This is a genomic window from Algibacter ulvanivorans (assembly GCF_048381495.1).
Classification (GTDB): Bacteria; Bacteroidota; Bacteroidia; order Flavobacteriales; family Flavobacteriaceae; genus Algibacter_B; species Algibacter_B ulvanivorans.
Window position 1 is genome coordinate 37,791 of record NZ_JBLWGD010000001.1, and the last position, 18,081, is coordinate 55,871.

The window sequence follows — 18,081 nt, forward strand, 5'->3', positions numbered from 1 at the left end:
ACTATTTTTAGTTAGTATATTTACGTAGCAAAAATACAAAAACAGTTAATGATAACAAGCTTTTTTAATAAATCTAGACCATTATATTTTGCATTTGTTTTTTTTATTGCGCTTTTGGCGTTTATAATATCTAAAACAAACGGGTTAAATAACGAGCTAACTCTAGATTTTATTTTAAAACAAATAATACTTTTTTTAATTGTTTTAGGCTCCATTTTACTACTAAGTTTTATTGTAAATAAAAATAGTTTAACAAACAATAGTAATTACGAAATCTTATTATTTAGTCTTTTTTTGTTGTTCATTACGCAGTCCATTAGTAATACAAACATATTATTGTCTAATTTTTTTGTTTTATTAGGGTTAAGAAGAATTATAAGCTTAAGGTCTCAAAAAAATATTAAAAAAAAGCTTTTCGATGCAGCATTCTGGATTGCTATAGCTACATTATTTTATTTCTGGTCTATTTTGTTTTTTGCATTAATTGTTTTATCGTTAGTCTTATATACCGATCATAATATTAGACATTGGATAATCCCTTTTTTAGGGTTTGCTACCGTTTTTTTATTATCAACCGCAGTTTCTGTTATTTTGTTTAATAGTTATTTTGGCGTTTTTAATTGGTATTCAGGTGTTAGTTACGATTTTAGTAATTATAATACCATACAGTATTTAATTGCTATTACCGTTTTATTATCTTTTGGTATTTGGTCCTCTATGTTTTATTTAAAAAATATTAAAAAGAAAAAGAAGGCTCTTAGGGTGTCTTTTAAAACTATAATTATAGCCGTAATAATTGGTTTTTTAGTTGTTGTTCAAGCGCCTAATAAAAGCGGAAGTGAGTTTTTGTTTTTATTTGCACCATTGGCTATTATTATTGCAAATTATATAGAGATTATTCAAGAAAAATGGTTTAAAGAAATATTTTTAGCTGTATTAGTTTTAGTGCCATTTATATTGTTAATGCTGTAACTTTTTACCATAAGCCAAATCTCCAGCATCTCCTAATCCAGGAATAATGTAGCCTTTATCATTTAATTTTTCATCAACAGCAGCGATCCATAAATGCGTGTTATTATTAAAATTTTTTTCGATAAAAGTAACACCAGCTTGCGCACCAATAACACTTATTAAATGTACTTCTTTAGGTGTGCCAAATGGTTTTAAAGCTTCAAAAGTAGCAAGCATAGATTGTCCTGTTGCTAACATAGGATCTGCCAAAATAAGTGTTTTACCCTCTAAATTAGGGCATGCTAAATATTCTACAACAATCTCAAAACTTTCAGGGTTGTGTTTGTGGTGTCTATAAGCCGATATAAAAGCATTTTCGGCATTATCAAAATAATTAAGTAAACCATTGTGTAAAGGAACACCTGCTCTTAAAATAGAACATAATACGATGTCGTTTTTTGGTAAACTAATAACACATTCGCCTAAAGGTGTTTTTATAGTTTCAGTATCATATTGTAAAGTTTTACTCATTTCATAACATAAAACCTCTCCAATACGTTCAATATTTCTTCTAAATCGCATACTATCTTTTTGAATATCAACATGTCTAATTTCTGAAAGAAAGTTATTTAGTACAGAGTTTTTAAGTGATAAATTATGAATATTCATAGTCGTTATTGTAAAAAATATAAAGTAAAGTTAATGAAACCCAATTAAAAATTAATAATCAATAATTTTGAAAACATGAGAAGGTTAAATATTCTTATATAATTTCCGTAATTTTGCGATTTTAAAACTCATATATATGTTTACAGATAAAGCCAATAAAATTTTTCAAGACGTAATTGAAAAATATCATATTATTAATACCGTAGATCAACCTTTTGAAAATGCTTACCCAGAAAGCGAGTTGTTAGAGCATTTATTATATAGAAAATGTTGGATTGATACAGTACAATGGCATTATGAAGATATAATTCGCGACCCCCAAATAGATCCTGTAGCAGCACTAAAATTAAAACGACAAATTGATGCTTCAAACCAAGATAGAACAGATATGGTGGAGTACATTGATAGTTATTTTTTAGAAAAATATAAAAATACTACAGTAAAAGCCAATGCTACCATAAATACCGAAAGTCCGGCATGGGGTGTAGACAGACTGTCTATATTAGCTTTAAAAGTATATCATATGAATGAGGAAGCTACGCGTAACGATGCTACTGCAGAACATAAAGCTGCTTGCCAGAAAAAATTAGATGTTTTATTAGAACAGCGTGTAGATTTATCAACAGCTATTGATACACTTTTGTCTGATATTGAAAATGGAGATAAATACATGAAAGTTTATAAACAAATGAAAATGTATAATGATGATGAGTTAAACCCAGTACTTCGTTCTCAGAAATAAAAATACATGCCTTAAATTAAAGGTTGTATTTAATTTTATAATATAAATGCCAGAACGCAAACACATTTTAGTTATACGTCTCTCTGCAATGGGAGACGTAGCTATGGCAGTTCCAGTATTAAGAGCGCTTACTAGGCAGCATCCTGAATTAAAAATAACGGTACTAACAAGAGCTTTTTTTCGGCCTTTTTTTAGAGATTTAGAAGGTGTTGATGTGTTTACAGCAGATTTAAAAGCAGAGCATAAAGGTGTATATGGGCTTTATAAGTTGGCAAGAGCATTAAATAAAAAAAAGTTTTACGTTGTTGCAGATTTACACCATGTATTAAGAAGCAAAATACTTAAAAAGTTTATTAACTGTAAACGTTTTATTTCTGTTGATAAAGGAAGGAAAGAGAAACGTTTATTAATTAAAGGTAAAGCCTTTAAACAACTTAAAACAACACACCAAAGATATGCCGATGTTTTTAAGAGTTTAGGTTATCCGGTTAATTTATTAAATCCTGTGTTTCCCCAAAAAGCGGTGTTAAGCACTAAGCTTAAAAAGTTAATAGAAAACGCATCAAAAAAAAATATTGGAATTGCGCCTTTTGCTGCTCATGAAGGTAAAATGTACCCGTTGCATTTAATGAAAATTGTTATAGAAAACCTATCTAAAGAACACAATATTATTTTATTTGGAGGAGGCAAAAATGAGTCTGAAATTCTAAGCCATTACCAAAACAGTTTTTCTAATACTGTTAGTTTAGCTGGAAAGCTATCTTTAAATGAAGAAATGGACGTTATTTCAAACCTAGATGTTATGCTAGCCATGGATTCGGGCAATGCCCATATTGCAGCCATGTTAGGTGTAAAAGTAATTACGGTTTGGGGTGTTACACATCCGTATGCTGGTTTTTCGCCTTTTAATCAACCAGAAGATTATGCGTTACTACCAGACAGAACGGTTTTTCCAAAAATACCAACCTCGGTTTACGGTAATAAATACCCAGAAACTTATAAAGAAGCGGCTTCAAATATTAAACCAGAAACAATAGTTGCTAAAATTAAAGCAGTTATTTAAATATTAAACCCAGAATAAAAGTTTAGTTTTTATACATCATCAAAATCAATAGCAATACTAGGTGTTGTTGGGTGTGCTTGGCAGGTTAAAATTAAACCTTCGGCAACTTCACTTTCGGTTAGTATGTTGTTTTGTCTCATGGTAGCTTCGCCTTCTGTTATTCTAGCCAAACAACTACTGCAAATACCTCCTTGGCAAGAGTATGGTGCATCTAAATCTTCATCTAAAGCAGCCTCAAGAATGGTTTGTTTTTTAGACATTTCAAAAGTAGTGGTTTCATCATCAACCGTTACAGTTATTTTTGTGTTTCCAGAAGCAGTAATAGCGGCATCTTTAACTTCAGCTGGTTTTGCTGCTTTAAATAACTCAAAATGAATTAGGTTTTCCTCTATATTGTGTTCTGTTAAAACATCTTTTACAGTATGAATCATGGCTTCAGGGCCACAAAGATAAAAAGCATCAACAACAACATGTTTGTGCTTGTTTTTTATTACATAATTAACAGTACTTTTTTCAATTCTACCAAAAATAGCATCATCCTCGTCTTGTTGGCTAAATACAAATTGTATAGAAAAACGATCTTTATACTCGTGCTGAAGCTCTAAAAGCTCGTTTAAAAACATGGTGTCTTTAGTTGTTTTGTTCCCGTAAACCAGTATTACTTTACTGTAAACTTCTTCTTCTAAAGCACATTTAACAATACTTAATATGGGGGTAATTCCGCTACCTGCAGCAAAAAGAGCAATGTTCTTTGTTTTAGAGTCGTTTGGCTCAAAAGTAAATCTGCCTTTTGGTGGAGCAACTTCAATAGTATCTCCAACTTTAAGAATGTTATTAGCATAAGCAGAAAATGTACCATCTTTTACTTCTTTTACAGCAACTTTTAATTCACCACTTTTTGGTGATACGCAAAGCGAGTAATCACGACGTACTTCATTGCCATTAATTTCAGTTTTTAAAGTAATGTATTGCCCAGCTTTAAACACAAAACTTTCTTTAAGGTTTTCAGGGACATTAAAAGTAATACTTATCGCTTTTTCTGTTTCTCTTTTAATGTTTTTTACTGATAGTTTATGAAATGATGACATATGTATAATTTTTAACAAAAATAGTGAAGCCAATAAAGAATAGTGCATTTTTTCTATAAAAATATATACATAAGAAATTAATGCATATAAATTTTATGTATATATTTGAACGTATAATGAAAAACACAAATCTTTATAAAGGCAGTATTACAACCATTATTTTGAAACTCTTAAACGAGCATGATAAAATGTATGGTTATGAGATTACAAAAAGGGTTAAACAGATTACAAAAAACGAACTTCAGTTAACAGAAGGTGCTTTATATCCAGCATTACATAAGTTGGAAACCCAAGGCTTATTATATGCAGAAACTGTTAAGGTTGGCAATAGAACACGTAAGTACTACAAATTAACAGAAGCGGGCACAAAAGAAACAGTAGCCAAACTTGCGGCCTTAGAAAGTTATATTAAAAATATGCGAGCTTTAGTAAATCCAAAATTTCGTGACGATAAAAATTAAAAGATATTTTTAATTAAAATTGTAACAATTAAAAGATTCGTAACACTTACTATTAAGAAACTAAAAATCACTAGAATGATAAAACGTTTTTTAAGTTTAGAATGGAAGTCTTTTTTTAGGTCCGCTAGTTTTGGAAAAAGTTTGGGTGTAAAAATCTTTATGGGTTTTTTAAGCCTTTATTTTATTGCTATGTTTTTTTTAATGGGTGTTGCTTTATATCCTGGGCTTTTAAAAGTTTATCCAGATAAAGATCCCTTGTTAGTTGTAAATAGTTTTCTTTTTTATTGGGTTTTAGGCGATTTGGTGTTGCGCTTTTTCTTTCAAAAACTACCAGTAATGAGTGTTAAGCCATTACTAATACTTCCTGTTAAACGAAGCAAAATTGTTAACTATGTTTTAGGTAAATCTGCAATTTCCTTTTTTAATTTTTTGCCCCTATTTGCAGTTATTCCGTTTGGGGTTACTTTAATAGTTGAAAATTACCCTTTAGTTAATGTTTTAATATGGATGTTGGCCATTGTTTTGGTTGTTCTTATTGTAAATTTTTTAAATTTTATTATTGATAATCTTTCATCTAAAACCGAATTGTCTTTTTTGCCAATAATATTAATGTCAGGTGGTTTATATGCCTTAAACCATTTTAATATTATTTCTTTTAATACATTTTTAGGCAATGGTTTTAATGCCATTTATAAACACCCTTTTTTAATTGTTGTTCCTGTATTAATCCTTGTTTTTTGTTATCTATTTAATTTTAAATTACTAAAACAAAAGTTGTTTTTGGATAGTGGTTTAAAAGCAAAAATTAAAGAAGTACACGCCTCTAATTTGGAATGGACACAAAACTTTGGAGATATAGCTCCATTTTTAAGGTTAGATTTAAAACTAATTTGGCGAAATAAACGCACCAAATCTTCAGTTTGGATGGTAGGTATTGGTTTGCTTTATGGTTTGTTTTTTTACCCTCAACCTATGTATCAAGATTTAGAGTGGTTTTTTGTTTTTATAGGTGTGTTTTCAACAGGTATATTTTTAATTAATTTTGGACAATTTATACCGGCCTGGGATAGTGGTTATTACAAGTTGCTTATGAGCCAAAATTTAAAGTACGAACAATATTTAAAGTCTAAATTTACTCTAATGGCTATAAGTGTATTTGTTTTATTTGTTTTAGGAATTCCTTATGTGTTTTTTGGATGGAAAATTTTATTAGCTCATTTTGCAGCTGCCATATATAATGTTGGTGTAAACACGCATGTAATTTTATTAGGAGGATCTTTTAACAGAAAACAAATAGATTTAAACCAAAAGGCAGCATTTAATTATCAAGGTACAGGAGCCGTACAATGGCTAATAGGCATTCCGTTATTACTTTTACCTATGGGGTTATTTGCTTTGTTTTACTTTTTAATAGGATTTGAAATAGCATGTTTAATTTTAATACTTTTAGGAGTTATTGGTGTAGTTTTTCATCAAAAATTAATGAAAATAATTACTAAAAAGTATCTAGACTCAAAATATAAAATGATTGATGCATTCAATCAAAATAATTAATAAAACAAAATCATGATAACAACTTCTAATTTATCAAAAACATACAGCGGAAATCAGGTTTTAAGCATAGAGTCTTTAGAGATTCCAACAGGGCAAAGCTTTGGTTTAGTAGGGAATAATGGAGCAGGAAAAACAACATATTTTAGTTTGCTGTTAGATTTAATACAACCCACAACAGGATTTATACAGAGTAACGATGTACAGGTAAATAAAAGCGAAGCATGGAAGCCTTTTACATCGGCATTTATAGACGAAAGTTTTTTAATAGGTTACTTAACTCCTGAAGAGTATTTTTATTTTATTGGAGAACTTAGAGGGCAAAATAAAGCCGATGTCGACGCGATTGTTTCAAAATTTGAAGATTTTTTTCATGGCGAAATTCTAGGTCAAAAAAAATATTTGCGCGATTTAAGTAAAGGTAATCAAAAGAAGGTAGGTATTGTAGCTGCACTTATTGGTAATCCGGAAGTTATTATTTTAGATGAACCTTTTGCCAATTTAGACCCTACAACACAAATTAGGCTTAAAAATATTATTAAGGAATTGGCAGAAAAACAAGGTGTTACCGTACTAATTTCCAGTCACGATTTATTACATGTTACCGATGTTTGCGAGCGTATTGTAGTTTTAGAAAAAGGTCAAGTGGTTAAAGATTTAACAACCAGTCCAGAAACTTTAAAAGAGTTAGAAGCACACTTTGCAAACTAATCCTTTTGTTTAAAAGTCGTTGCATTTTATAGGTAAATACAAAAAGATGCTTATTTTTACCACTATATATAATAACTAAAGCAGTTTAAAGTTATTATATAGACTAAAATTACCAGCATTGAAAACACCTACTAAAGCCATATTATTAGTTATTTCTTTAACTTTTCTAGCATTGAGTTGTTCTAGAAAAAAAGATAAGTTTATTAATAGAAATTTTCATGCTATTACCGCCGAGTATAATGCGCTTTACAATGGTTATAATGCCTTAGAACAAGGTAAAAAAGCCCTTAACGATGCTTATTTTGATAATTATTGGGAAGTATTACCAATAGAACGAATGCAAATTTTTGAAGATATTGTGCTTCCTGGTCAATCAAAGAATGAAAATTTTTCGAGAGCAGAAGAAAAAGCCGCAAAAGCCATTCAAAAACATAGTATAAACATTGATGGTAAAGAGAAAAATCCACAAATGGATGAAGCGTATTTGCTATTAGGAAAAGCCAGGTACTTCGATCAACGTTTTGTACCAGCATTAGAAGCTTTAAACTATATTTTGTATAAATACCCGGCTAGCGATAAAATTAACCAAGCTAAAGTATGGCGCGAAAAAGCAAATATTAGGTTAGATAATAACGAATTGGCTATAGAAAACCTAAAGCGACTATTAAAACAAGAAGACTTAGAAGGTCAAGATTTAGCCGATGCCACATCTATTTTGGCGCAAGCATATTTAAACACTAAAATTATTGACACGGCAATAACGCAGTTGGAAATTGCATCAAAAGCCACTAAAAATAACGACGAGCGCGGGCGTTACCGTTTTATTCAAGGACAATTATATAACCAATTAGGCTATAAAGATAGTGCTAATATGGCTTTTGATAAAGTTATAAAACTCAATAGAAAAACGCCAAGAATCTATATGATTTCTGCGTATTTAGAAAAAGTAAAAAACTTCGATTTTAAAAATGGAGATAAACTTGCACTTACAGAATTACTTACAGAACTTGAAGAAAACAGAGAAAATCGTCCTTATTTAGATAAAATATACCATCAAATAGCATCATACCATTTAAAAAATAATTCAGATTCATTAGCTACGGCATATTTTAATAAATCTTTACGTACAGATAGTCGAGACAAATTACTTAAAGCCAAAAATCACGAAACTTTAGGCGATATGAATTTTGATGCTTCAGTATATGCAAATGCAGGAATGTATTATGATAGTACAATGAGTAATTTAAAATTAAACTCAAAACCATATCGTATAATAAAACGTAAGCGTGATAACTTAAAAGATGTTATTTATTACGAAGCTATAGCCAAAGTAAACGATAGTATTTTAAATCTGGTAAACATGCCAGAAGCAGATAAGTTGGCTTATTTCGAGTCTTTTGTTAATGCCTTAAAAGAAAAAGCCGAAGCAGAGAAAGCAAAGCAAGAAGCAGCCAATCGTAATACTGGTTTGGCTACGGTAAATAATAAAATTGGAGCGCAACCAAACAGAATAGGAAATCAAGAAGATGTAAATACCTTTTATTTTTATAACCCAACTACAGTTGCTTATGGTAAAAACGAATTTACTAAATTTTGGGGCAATAGGCCGTTAGAAGATAACTGGAGGTGGTCAAGCAAAGGCGTTTCTGCAAATTCAGGAAATAACAACGCAAATAGTATTGCCAATTTAGCATCAGATGAAGAGCGTTTCGACCCACAATTTTATATATCAAAAATACCTTCTTCAAAAAAAGAAATAGATAGTATATCTAAAGACAGGAACTATGCTTATTACCAATTAGGCTTAATTTATAAAGAAAAATTTAAAGAGTACGAATTAGCTAAAAACAAATTTCAAAACCTATTAGAAAGTAATCCAGAAGAAAGATTAATTTTACCTTCAAAATACAATTTATATAAAATATATGAGCTTTTAGGAGAAAATGATGAAGCTACCATAGCTAAAAATAACATAATAGCTCAATACCCAGAATCAAGGTATACAACCATTTTGAAAAACCCAGAATTGGTTACCGAACGCGATGAAAATAGCCCTGAAAGTTTATACGAAACCTTGTATGTACAACATGAAAATCAAGATTACACTCAAGTAATTTCAAAAAGCGAAGACTATATAAAAACATTTGATGGCGAATCTATAGTGCCCAAATTCGAATTGTTAAAAGCAACAGCAACAGGACGTTTATATGGTTACAAAGCTTACAAAAAGGCCATAAATTATTTAGCCATAACTTATGCCAACACACCAGAAGGCAAACAAGCCCAAAACATTGAAACTAATATTTTACCAAAATTAGCAAGTAAAGATTTTGTTGAAGAAATAGATAGTATACCTAATAACTATAAAGTTATATTTCAATTTAACAACCCGCAGCCAGAAGCTGTTTCTAGTTTTAAAGAAACCTTAGATGAGGTTTTAGAAAATGTTAAATATTATAAGTTAAATGCATCAGTAGATGTTTATAACCCAAGTACAAAATTTGTAGTAGTTCATGGGTTAAAAACAGCACAAGTAGCAAAAACATTCAATCAGTTGTTAACTGAAGAAGATCAAAATAAAATAAAAGCCCCTTATTTTGTAGTGTCATCTACAAATTATCAAATCATTCAAATACATAAAAATTTGGATGCCTATTTGAATATTGATAATAATTAAACTTAACACAAATTTATTATGTTCTCTGAAAGTAAAAAAGAAAAACAAATGGCAGAAGGCTCTACAAGTCAAAACATTATAGCAAAGGGCACCAAATTAGTTGGCGATTTTAGTAGTCAAGGCGATTTAAGAATCGATGGTGTTATAGAAGGAAATATTAAAACCTCAGGTAAAGTAGTTGTAGGTAAATCGGGTTCAATAAAAGGAACTTTAAATGGTACAGATGCTTATTTTGAAGGTAATTTTTCTGGTAAATTAACTTTAGTAGGAACATTAACATTAAAAGCCTCGGCGCATATTGAAGGCGAAGTAGTAGCCGAAAAATTAGCGGTAGAGCCAGGAGCAACATTTAATGTAACCTGTGTAATGAAAACCGATACAAAAACAAACAACGCTAATGTCGCGCAAGCAAAAAAGCAAAAAGCAGTTTAACCCATATATAAGGTTCTCTTCTATTGCAATACAAATGGGATTAACCATATATTTAGGTAGTAAATTAGGAGAATGGCTGGATGTAAAGCTAGATAACGAAAATCAACTATATTATAAAATAATATCGCTTATAGCTGTGTTTGTTGCTATTTACTCGGTAATAAAACAAGTTATAAAAATAACCAATAAAGACCTTTAATGATAAAAAGAATAGTTTTAGTAGTCGTTTTATTTTTGCTACTGTTTGGTTTTGGTTATGGTATTCATGCAGCTATTTTAGAAACAAATTTGCCGTTTTCTTTGCTAAATATATATATCTTTTTTGCAGTAAGTGCCGTTTTAGTTTACGCTACAGTAGAGGTGGTTTTTAGTAAATTACCAAATCAAGCTGGATATGCATACCTCATGATGATGTGCTTAAAACTAGGTGCTTTTGTGTTAATTTTTCAAAAAAGTGTGTTTCAAGAAGCCTTGTTAACCAAGATAGAACGCATAAATTTAATAGTGCCTTTATTTTTATTTTTAATTGCCGAAGCGATTGTTGTAGGGAAACTATTAAACAATAAATAGTTAGTAGTTTTTTAACGAATAAAAACTAATATAAAAAAGAGTTTGCAATTCTGAATTATTGTGTACATTTGCACAAATTTTACAGAGCATAAATTTTCATTATTTAGTAAAGACATAATGGTGGCAAAAAAATCTATCAAGTTTATAAAATTACTAGTACTATTCTTAGTTTCTTTTAATGTTTTTGCGTCGGGCGATAAAAACCCTCAAGGCAATACTATAGATACTCCTGATGAAATTAAAGAGTATATCTCTCATCACTTAAAAGATTCACACGACTTTCATCTGTTTACTAATAATGCTACGGGTACACACGTGAGTTTTCCGCTTCCTGTTATTGTTTGGACAAGCGAAGGGTTAAAGACCTTTATGTCTTCTGCGTTTCATCACGATGATGCAGGTCATGTTATAGTAGAAAAAGGTGGTGTTAAGTTAACAAAAATCCATAGTAAAATATACGAATTAGAAAGTGGCGCAGAATCAGTTGTTTTTGATGATCATCATCATGCTACCAACGCACACAAAGTATTAGACTTCTCTATTACAAAAAGTGTTTTCGGAATGTTACTTGCTGGATTGTTAATGTTTTTAGGTTTTGTAAGATTAGCTAAAGGTTATAAAAAAGGGCCAATACCAACAGGTTTTGGTCGTGTGTTAGAGCCATTAGTAATTTATGTAAGAGACGATATTGCAAAGCCAAACATTGGCGAAAAAAAATACAGAAGATTTATGGGTTTTCTGTTAACTGTGTTTTTCTTTATCTGGATATTAAACTTGTTAGGCTTAACGCCTCTTGGATTTAATGTAACAGGGCAAATAGCAGTAACAGTATGTTTAGCGTTATTTACAGCGGTGATTTACTTATTTAGTGGTAGTAAAGATTTTTGGGCACATACATTATGGATGCCAGGAGTACCAGTAGTTTTAAGGCCTATACTAGCAGTAATAGAGTTAATTGGTTTTGTACTTATTAAACCATTTTCTTTATTAGTACGTTTATTTGCAAACATGACAGCTGGACACTTTGTTGTAATGAGTTTAATAGCATTAATGATTACACTAAAAAAAGACTTTGGACCAATTGGTTCGACAGGTATGTCTTTAGTGTTAGCATTATTTATATCGGTTATCGAAATATTGGTAGCCTTTTTACAAGCGTTTATTTTCACGATGTTATCATCGTTATTTATAGGGATGGCTGTTGAAGAACATGAGCATCACTAACAAGAATTTGTTTAATTAATATATATTTAAAAACAATTATTATGTACAATTTAATTGGAGCAGGATTAATCGTAATCGGAGGAGGAATCGGATTAGGTCAAATTGGTGGAAAAGCAATGGAAGGTATTGCTAGACAACCAGAAGCAGCTGGAAAAATTCAAACTGCGATGATCATCATTGGTGCCTTATTAGAAGGTTTAGCATTCGGTGCATTAATCTTAGGGAAATAAGAATTTCCTAAAAAACAAATAAAACAGTATTCTGCAACGGTTGGTTGCAGAAACTGTTTTAAAAAATTAAACAAAAAAAGTTAAGTAATCTATATAGTATGGAAACTTTATTAAATGATTTTTCGGTAGGTTTATTCGTAATGCAGGCGATTATCTTATTAATAATTATTTTATTAATGAGAAAATTTGCTTGGAAACCAATTCTTAATGCTCTTGATGAAAGAGAAGGTGGAATTGAAGATGCTTTAAAATCTGCTGAAAAAGCAAAATTAGAAATGCAAAATCTTCAAGCAGATAACCAAAGGTTATTAAAAGAAGCTAGAGCAGAACGTGAAACGATGCTTAAAGAAGCACGCGACATGAAAAACAAAATGATTGAGGATGCTAAAACAGAAGCTAACGAAAGTGCTTCTAAGCTTATCGCTCAAGCTCAGGCAAGTATAGAGTCTGAAAAGAAAGCAGCAATAGCCGATTTAAAATCGCAAGTAGCTAACTTATCAGTAGAAATAGCAGAAAAAGTAGTGCGTACAGAACTATCTAACAAAGACAAGCAATTAGAATTGGTTGATGCAATGTTAGCTGAAAAATCATTAAACTAAATTATAATGGCGGGAGCAAGAGCAGCAATACGTTACGCAAAAGCATTATTAAGTTTAGCTTCAGAGCAAAAAGCAGCCGATGCTGTGAATAATGATATGAAGTTAATAGCTAATGCCATTGCAGATAATAAAGAATTGAGTGATGCGCTTCAAAGCCCTGTTATATCTTCTTCAAACAAAAAAGCTGTATTATTAGAGGTGTTTAGTAACGCTAATAAAAATACTGTAAGCTTAATAGATACATTAAACGCTAATAATAGAATTGATATTTTACAACATGTAGCTTTAAAATACAATCAATTATTCGACAAGTCTAAAGGTATTCAAATAGCAACAGTAACTACAGCAGTAAAGCTAACAGCAGATTTAAAGAAGAAAGTTTTAGCAAAAGCTAAAGCACTTACAGGGAAAGATGTTGAAGTAGAAAACATTGTAGATGAAAGCATTTTAGGAGGTTTCATTTTACGAATAGGTGATGTGCAGTATAACGCAAGTGTTGCAAATCAGTTAAACAAATTAAAACAAGAATTTACATTAAACTAAGATCTTTATCGATCTAAATAAATAATAAGATGGCAGAAGTAAATCCAGCTGAAATATCAGCAATCTTAAAAAAACAACTTTCAGGTTTTGAAGCAAGCGCTTCATTAGATGAAGTAGGAACTGTATTAACTGTAGGTGATGGTATTGTACGTGCTTACGGATTGTCTAACGCTCAATATGGTGAGTTAGTAGAATTCGAAGGTGGTTTAGAAGGTATCGTACTTAACCTTGAAGAAGATAACGTTGGTATTGTATTATTAGGTGGTTCATCTGGAGTAAAAGAAGGATCAACTGTAAAACGTACATCTCGTATTGCTTCTATTAAAGTTGGTGAAGGTATTGTTGGTCGTGTTGTAGATACATTAGGAAACCCAATTGATGGTAAAGGTCCTATAACTGGAGATACTTACGAAATGCCTCTAGAACGTAAAGCACCAGGTGTTGTTTTTCGTGAGCCTGTAACAGAGCCATTACAAACAGGTATCAAATCTATTGATGCTATGATTCCTGTAGGTCGTGGACAACGTGAGTTGGTTATTGGCGATCGTCAAACTGGTAAAACAACAGTTTGTATTGATACCATTTTAAATCAAAAAGAATTTTACGATGCAGGCGAGCCTGTATATTGTATATATGTTGCTGTAGGTCAAAAAGCATCTACCGTAGCAAACATTGCTAAAGTACTAGAAGAAAGAGGCGCATTAGCTTATACAACAATTGTAGCTGCAAATGCATCAGACCCTGCACCTATGCAAGTATACGCGCCAATGGCGGGTGCTGCAATTGGTGAGTATTTTAGAGATACTGGTCGTCCAGCATTAATTATTTATGACGATTTATCTAAGCAAGCCGTTGCTTACCGTGAGGTATCTTTATTATTACGTCGTCCACCAGGACGTGAAGCGTATCCAGGTGACGTTTTCTACTTACACTCAAGATTATTAGAGCGTTCTGCAAAAGTTATTAATGACGATGATATTGCTAAAGATATGAACGACTTACCAGACTCATTAAAACCATTAGTGAAAGGTGGAGGTTCTTTAACAGCTTTACCAATTATTGAAACACAAGCAGGAGACGTTTCAGCATATATTCCAACAAACGTAATTTCTATTACAGACGGACAAATTTTCTTAGATGGAGATTTATTTAACTCTGGTGTACGTCCAGCAATTAACGTAGGTATTTCTGTATCTCGTGTTGGTGGTAACGCACAGATTAAATCCATGAAAAAAGTATCGGGTACATTAAAATTAGACCAAGCACAATTCCGTGAGTTAGAAGCTTTCGCTAAGTTTGGATCAGATTTAGATGCTGTTACTTTAAATGTAATTGAAAAAGGTAAACGTAACGTTGAGATTTTAAAACAAGCTCAAAACGATCCGTTTACAGTTGAAGATCAAGTTGCAATTATTTATGCAGGATCTAAAAATTTATTAAAAGACGTTCCAGTAAATAAAGTAAAAGAATTCGAAAGAGATTTTATAGAATTCTTAAATGCTAAGCACAGAGGTGCTTTAGATACTTTAAAATCAGGAAAATTAACTGATGAAGTTACAGATACATTAACAGCTGTAGCAAAAGATTTATCAGCGAAGTATAAAGCTTAAAAAGTTCAAAGTTTAAAAGTTATGAATCTACAGTTTCCTTACTCATAACTTTTAAACTCATAACTCATAACTAGTCTTATGGCAAATTTAAAAGAAATACGTAACAGAATATCATCAGTATCTTCAACAATGCAGATTACAAGCGCCATGAAAATGGTATCGGCTGCAAAGTTAAAGAAGGCACAAGATGCTATTACAGCTATGCGTCCTTATGCTGATAAGTTAACTGAGCTTTTACAAAGCTTAAGCGCAACTTTAGATGCAGATTCTGGAAGTGCATATTCTGAACAACGCGAATTAAAAAAAGTACTTTTGGTGCCAATTACTTCTAACAGAGGTTTGGCAGGTGCATTTAACTCAAACATTATTAAAGAAGTTAATAAATTAACTTCTGAAACTTATGCAAACCAAGAAGTTTCTTATTTAGCTATTGGTAAAAAAGCAAACGATGCTTTTAAAAAGACAAACAATGTAATTGCTAATAAAAGCGAAATTTACGATGATTTAACGTTTGATAATGTTGCCAAAATTGCTCAAATTTTAATGGATAAGTTTATTGCCGGCGAGTTTGATAAAATAGTTATAGTTTATAACAAATTTAAAAACGCAGCAACTCAAATTGTTATGGCCGAACAGTTTTTACCAATTGTTCCTGTAAAAAGTAATGCTAATACCAATGCCGATTATATTTTTGAGCCATCAAAATTAGAAATTGTTGAAGAATTAATACCTAAATCTTTAAAAACGCAATTATATAAAGGTATTAGAGACTCTTTTGCTTCAGAACATGGTGCACGTATGACAGCAATGCATAAAGCAACAGATAACGCCACAGAATTAAGAGATCAACTTAAATTAACATATAACAAAGCACGTCAAGCTGCTATTACTAACGAAATTCTTGAAATAGTTGGTGGAGCTGAAGCTTTAAATAATTAATTTTTATACTGAACATGTTTCAGTATCTCATAATAAAACAAAAACCTAACTTTAACAGTTAGGTTTTTTTGTTTTAAAAACCCTATTTTTAGCCTTATAAATTAGTAATTCTTTGAGCGGACTTAAAACATTATTTAAGCAAACATTTATTTATGGTTTAGCAACTGTGTTACCTAGAATGTTAAGTTTTTTGTTAACACCGCTTTATACTACTGTAATGGCTGTAGGTGTTTATGGAAAAGTGTCCATAATATTTTCATGGTTTGCTATCTTTAATGTGATTTTAGCTTATGGAATGGAAACCGCTTTCTTTCGTTTTTTTAATAAAGAAGAGAAGAAAGACAGCGTAGTAGGAACAGCAACCCTTTCCATTATATTTACTTCGGTTTTAATATGTGTTTTAGCATTTTTATTTAAGAATCAAATTTCTCAAGCTACAGATATAGAGGCTCATCATATCAGTTTTGTTATATCGATTTTACTCTTAGATGCCTTAGTCATTATTCCATTTGCATGGTTACGAGCCAATTCAAAACCTGTAAAATACGCCATAATTAAAATAACAAATGTTGCTATTAATATTGTATTAAATTTATTTTTCTTTTTATTACTAGAAAATTTATCAAAACAAGGTGGTTTTTTTGAATCTATTTACAAAATCAATTTTGAAATAAGTTATGTACTTATTGCTAATGTAATTGCTAGCGGTGTAACCTTGGTTTTAATGTTGCCTTTTTATAGTAAAATAAAATACGTATTTAGTAGTAAATTATGGAGACAGATGCTTAATTATGCGCTACCCGTATTAGTTGCAGGTTTAGCATACACAATAATAGAAACGTTTAATCGAATTCTGTTAGATAGCAGTTTATCTACATCCCAAAACCCAGCAAAAGAAATAGGAATGTTCTCGGCCTGTTATAAATTAGCTTTATTTATGACATTATTTGCTACAGCTTTTCGTTTGGGTATAGAACCTTATTTTTTTAGCCATGCTAAGAGCAATAACCCTCAAAAAAATTATGCCAGAATTTTAGAATACTTTGTTGCCTTTGGTTCCGTAATTTTATTATTCGTAGTTGTATTTTCAGATGTTCTAAAAGTAATCATTATTAGAGATGAGAATTTCTGGGAGGCCATGTCTATTGTGCCAATAATTCTTATTGCAAGTTTCTGCCTGGGCATTTATCATAATCTTTCGGTATGGTATAAAATTACAGATCGCACAAAGTTTGGAGCATATATATCTGTAGTTGGAGCCATTGTTACTTTAGTATTAAACATATGGTTAATACCAATTATAAGTTATAAAGGTTCTGCAATTGCTACGTTAGCAGCTTACGGAACTATGGTATTGTTATCGTATTACTACGGAAGAAAATACTACCCAATTCCCTATAATTTGAAGAAGATAAGTTTATATTTAATGACATCAATACTTTTTTCATTGATTTCTTTTTATCAATTTAGAGGTGTTTATATTGTTGGAATTTCTATGTTAATTGTATTTTTGGGTATAGTTTACTTTGCCGAACAAAAAGCGATTAAACAACTTTTAAAACGATAACATGAAAGTTAAAATAATTAATAAATCAAATCACGATTTACCACACTACGAAACCATAGCATCTGCAGGCATGGATTTGCGCGCAAATATTTCAGAAGCAAGAATATTAAAACCATTAGAGCGATCTATTGTGCCTACAGGCTTGTTTTTAGAACTTCCTGTGGGTATAGAAGCACAAGTGCGACCAAGAAGTGGTTTGGCAGCAAAAAAAGGTATTACTGTGCTTAATGCTCCTGGAACTATTGATGCCGATTATAGAGGCGAAGTAGGTGTTATTTTAGTAAATCTGTCAAACGAAGATTTTGTTATAAATAATGGAGAGCGTATAGCGCAATTAGTTATTGCAAAGCATGAGCGTGCAGAGTGGGAAGAAGTCAAAACACTTTCTGTAACCGATAGAGGCGAAGGTGGCTTTGGAAGTACAGGAACAAAATAAATACCTGCAAAAAAAAAT

The 18,081-nt window shown here is 31.1% G+C and carries 20 protein-coding genes; 18 read left to right on the top strand and 2 right to left on the bottom strand.

All coding sequences use genetic code 11. The features are described from left to right. Positions 1 to 48: 48 nt before the first annotated feature. On the top strand, positions 49 to 972 hold the full coding sequence (locus ACNG5D_RS00190) for a DUF6427 family protein (protein WP_418181474.1): 924 nt from the start codon (positions 49 to 51) through the stop codon (positions 970 to 972). On the opposite strand, the gene upp is transcribed toward ACNG5D_RS00190, so the two are convergent. After that, on the bottom strand, positions 961 to 1,620 hold the full coding sequence (gene upp / locus ACNG5D_RS00195; protein WP_418181475.1) for a uracil phosphoribosyltransferase: 660 nt from the start codon (positions 1,618 to 1,620) through the stop codon (positions 961 to 963). The genes ACNG5D_RS00190 and upp overlap by 12 nt on opposite strands. Positions 1,621 to 1,756: 136 nt before the next feature. Between upp and ACNG5D_RS00200 the strand changes: the two genes are divergently transcribed. After that, positions 1,757 to 2,362, top strand: a complete 606-nt coding sequence (locus tag ACNG5D_RS00200) for a DUF4254 domain-containing protein (RefSeq protein ID WP_418181476.1) — start codon at positions 1,757 to 1,759, stop codon at positions 2,360 to 2,362. 46 nt (positions 2,363 to 2,408) lie between these two features. Beyond that, positions 2,409 to 3,425 carry a glycosyltransferase family 9 protein gene (locus ACNG5D_RS00205; RefSeq protein ID WP_418181477.1) on the top strand — a complete coding sequence of 339 codons (1,017 nt, stop codon included), beginning with the start codon at positions 2,409 to 2,411 and terminating at the stop codon, positions 3,423 to 3,425. A 29-nt stretch (positions 3,426 to 3,454) separates the two neighbouring features. On the opposite strand, the gene ACNG5D_RS00210 is transcribed toward ACNG5D_RS00205, so the two are convergent. Next, entirely contained in the window at positions 3,455 to 4,513 is a 1,059-nt protein-coding gene (locus ACNG5D_RS00210) for a 2Fe-2S iron-sulfur cluster-binding protein (protein WP_418181478.1), read from the bottom strand. A gap of 116 nt (positions 4,514 to 4,629) precedes the next feature. Between ACNG5D_RS00210 and ACNG5D_RS00215 the strand changes: the two genes are divergently transcribed. From ACNG5D_RS00215 to dut, 15 genes are all read left to right on the top strand, one after another. Next, positions 4,630 to 4,974 (top strand): PadR family transcriptional regulator, encoded by a 345-nt coding sequence (locus tag ACNG5D_RS00215; protein ID WP_418181479.1) that lies wholly within the window; start codon positions 4,630 to 4,632, stop codon positions 4,972 to 4,974. A gap of 75 nt (positions 4,975 to 5,049) precedes the next feature. Then, positions 5,050 to 6,528, top strand: a complete 1,479-nt coding sequence (locus ACNG5D_RS00220; protein ID WP_418181480.1) for a DUF5687 family protein — start codon at positions 5,050 to 5,052, stop codon at positions 6,526 to 6,528. A gap of 12 nt (positions 6,529 to 6,540) precedes the next feature. Beyond that, positions 6,541 to 7,236, top strand: coding sequence for an ABC transporter ATP-binding protein (locus tag ACNG5D_RS00225; protein ID WP_418181481.1), 696 nt, complete (start codon positions 6,541 to 6,543; stop codon positions 7,234 to 7,236). 118 nt (positions 7,237 to 7,354) lie between these two features. Then, positions 7,355 to 9,913, top strand: a complete 2,559-nt coding sequence (gene porW, locus ACNG5D_RS00230) for a type IX secretion system periplasmic lipoprotein PorW/SprE (RefSeq protein WP_418181482.1) — start codon at positions 7,355 to 7,357, stop codon at positions 9,911 to 9,913. A gap of 18 nt (positions 9,914 to 9,931) precedes the next feature. Then, a complete protein-coding gene (locus tag ACNG5D_RS00235; protein ID WP_418181483.1) occupies positions 9,932 to 10,345 on the top strand; it encodes a bactofilin family protein in 414 nt (137 codons plus the stop codon). Further along, positions 10,311 to 10,544, top strand: a complete 234-nt coding sequence (locus ACNG5D_RS00240) for an AtpZ/AtpI family protein (protein ID WP_418181484.1) — start codon at positions 10,311 to 10,313, stop codon at positions 10,542 to 10,544. Before ACNG5D_RS00235 ends, ACNG5D_RS00240 begins: the two co-directional genes overlap by 35 nt. Then, positions 10,544 to 10,915 (top strand): DUF6168 family protein, encoded by a 372-nt coding sequence (locus tag ACNG5D_RS00245; RefSeq protein WP_418181485.1) that lies wholly within the window; start codon positions 10,544 to 10,546, stop codon positions 10,913 to 10,915. Before ACNG5D_RS00240 ends, ACNG5D_RS00245 begins: the two co-directional genes overlap by 1 nt. A 117-nt stretch (positions 10,916 to 11,032) precedes the next feature. Then, a complete protein-coding gene (gene atpB, locus ACNG5D_RS00250) occupies positions 11,033 to 12,139 on the top strand; it encodes a F0F1 ATP synthase subunit A (protein ID WP_418181486.1) in 1,107 nt (368 codons plus the stop codon). A gap of 41 nt (positions 12,140 to 12,180) precedes the next feature. Beyond that, on the top strand, positions 12,181 to 12,369 hold the full coding sequence (gene atpE / locus ACNG5D_RS00255) for an ATP synthase F0 subunit C (RefSeq protein WP_004569351.1): 189 nt from the start codon (positions 12,181 to 12,183) through the stop codon (positions 12,367 to 12,369). Positions 12,370 to 12,467: 98 nt separating this feature from the next. Beyond that, entirely contained in the window at positions 12,468 to 12,968 is a 501-nt protein-coding gene (locus ACNG5D_RS00260) for a F0F1 ATP synthase subunit B (RefSeq protein ID WP_418181487.1), read from the top strand. Positions 12,969 to 12,974: 6 nt separating this feature from the next. Further along, positions 12,975 to 13,511, top strand: a complete 537-nt coding sequence (gene atpH, locus ACNG5D_RS00265; RefSeq protein ID WP_418181488.1) for an ATP synthase F1 subunit delta — start codon at positions 12,975 to 12,977, stop codon at positions 13,509 to 13,511. A gap of 29 nt (positions 13,512 to 13,540) precedes the next feature. Then, positions 13,541 to 15,121 (top strand): F0F1 ATP synthase subunit alpha, encoded by a 1,581-nt coding sequence (atpA, locus tag ACNG5D_RS00270; protein ID WP_418181489.1) that lies wholly within the window; start codon positions 13,541 to 13,543, stop codon positions 15,119 to 15,121. A gap of 78 nt (positions 15,122 to 15,199) precedes the next feature. Next, positions 15,200 to 16,060 carry an ATP synthase F1 subunit gamma gene (gene atpG, locus ACNG5D_RS00275; RefSeq protein WP_418181490.1) on the top strand — a complete coding sequence of 287 codons (861 nt, stop codon included), beginning with the start codon at positions 15,200 to 15,202 and terminating at the stop codon, positions 16,058 to 16,060. 112 nt (positions 16,061 to 16,172) lie between these two features. Next, entirely contained in the window at positions 16,173 to 17,627 is a 1,455-nt protein-coding gene (locus ACNG5D_RS00280; protein WP_418181491.1) for a lipopolysaccharide biosynthesis protein, read from the top strand. Between the two features lies 1 nt (position 17,628). Then, positions 17,629 to 18,063, top strand: coding sequence for a dUTP diphosphatase (dut, locus tag ACNG5D_RS00285; RefSeq protein ID WP_418181492.1), 435 nt, complete (start codon positions 17,629 to 17,631; stop codon positions 18,061 to 18,063). The last annotated feature ends 18 nt before the right edge of the window (positions 18,064 to 18,081 follow it).

Coding starts and splice junctions, on each gene's coding strand:
- ACNG5D_RS00190 (WP_418181474.1), top strand. CDS start 49: ATGATAACAAGCTTTTTTAATAAATCTAGACCATTATATTTTGCATTT.
- upp (WP_418181475.1), bottom strand. CDS start 1,620: ATGAATATTCATAATTTATCACTTAAAAACTCTGTACTAAATAACTTT.
- ACNG5D_RS00200 (WP_418181476.1), top strand. CDS start 1,757: ATGTTTACAGATAAAGCCAATAAAATTTTTCAAGACGTAATTGAAAAA.
- ACNG5D_RS00205 (WP_418181477.1), top strand. CDS start 2,409: ATGCCAGAACGCAAACACATTTTAGTTATACGTCTCTCTGCAATGGGA.
- ACNG5D_RS00210 (WP_418181478.1), bottom strand. CDS start 4,513: ATGTCATCATTTCATAAACTATCAGTAAAAAACATTAAAAGAGAAACA.
- ACNG5D_RS00215 (WP_418181479.1), top strand. CDS start 4,630: ATGAAAAACACAAATCTTTATAAAGGCAGTATTACAACCATTATTTTG.
- ACNG5D_RS00220 (WP_418181480.1), top strand. CDS start 5,050: ATGATAAAACGTTTTTTAAGTTTAGAATGGAAGTCTTTTTTTAGGTCC.
- ACNG5D_RS00225 (WP_418181481.1), top strand. CDS start 6,541: ATGATAACAACTTCTAATTTATCAAAAACATACAGCGGAAATCAGGTT.
- ACNG5D_RS00235 (WP_418181483.1), top strand. CDS start 9,932: ATGTTCTCTGAAAGTAAAAAAGAAAAACAAATGGCAGAAGGCTCTACA.
- ACNG5D_RS00240 (WP_418181484.1), top strand. CDS start 10,311: ATGTCGCGCAAGCAAAAAAGCAAAAAGCAGTTTAACCCATATATAAGG.
- ACNG5D_RS00245 (WP_418181485.1), top strand. CDS start 10,544: ATGATAAAAAGAATAGTTTTAGTAGTCGTTTTATTTTTGCTACTGTTT.
- atpB (WP_418181486.1), top strand. CDS start 11,033: ATGGTGGCAAAAAAATCTATCAAGTTTATAAAATTACTAGTACTATTC.
- atpE (WP_004569351.1), top strand. CDS start 12,181: ATGTACAATTTAATTGGAGCAGGATTAATCGTAATCGGAGGAGGAATC.
- ACNG5D_RS00260 (WP_418181487.1), top strand. CDS start 12,468: ATGGAAACTTTATTAAATGATTTTTCGGTAGGTTTATTCGTAATGCAG.
- atpH (WP_418181488.1), top strand. CDS start 12,975: ATGGCGGGAGCAAGAGCAGCAATACGTTACGCAAAAGCATTATTAAGT.
- atpA (WP_418181489.1), top strand. CDS start 13,541: ATGGCAGAAGTAAATCCAGCTGAAATATCAGCAATCTTAAAAAAACAA.
- atpG (WP_418181490.1), top strand. CDS start 15,200: ATGGCAAATTTAAAAGAAATACGTAACAGAATATCATCAGTATCTTCA.
- dut (WP_418181492.1), top strand. CDS start 17,629: ATGAAAGTTAAAATAATTAATAAATCAAATCACGATTTACCACACTAC.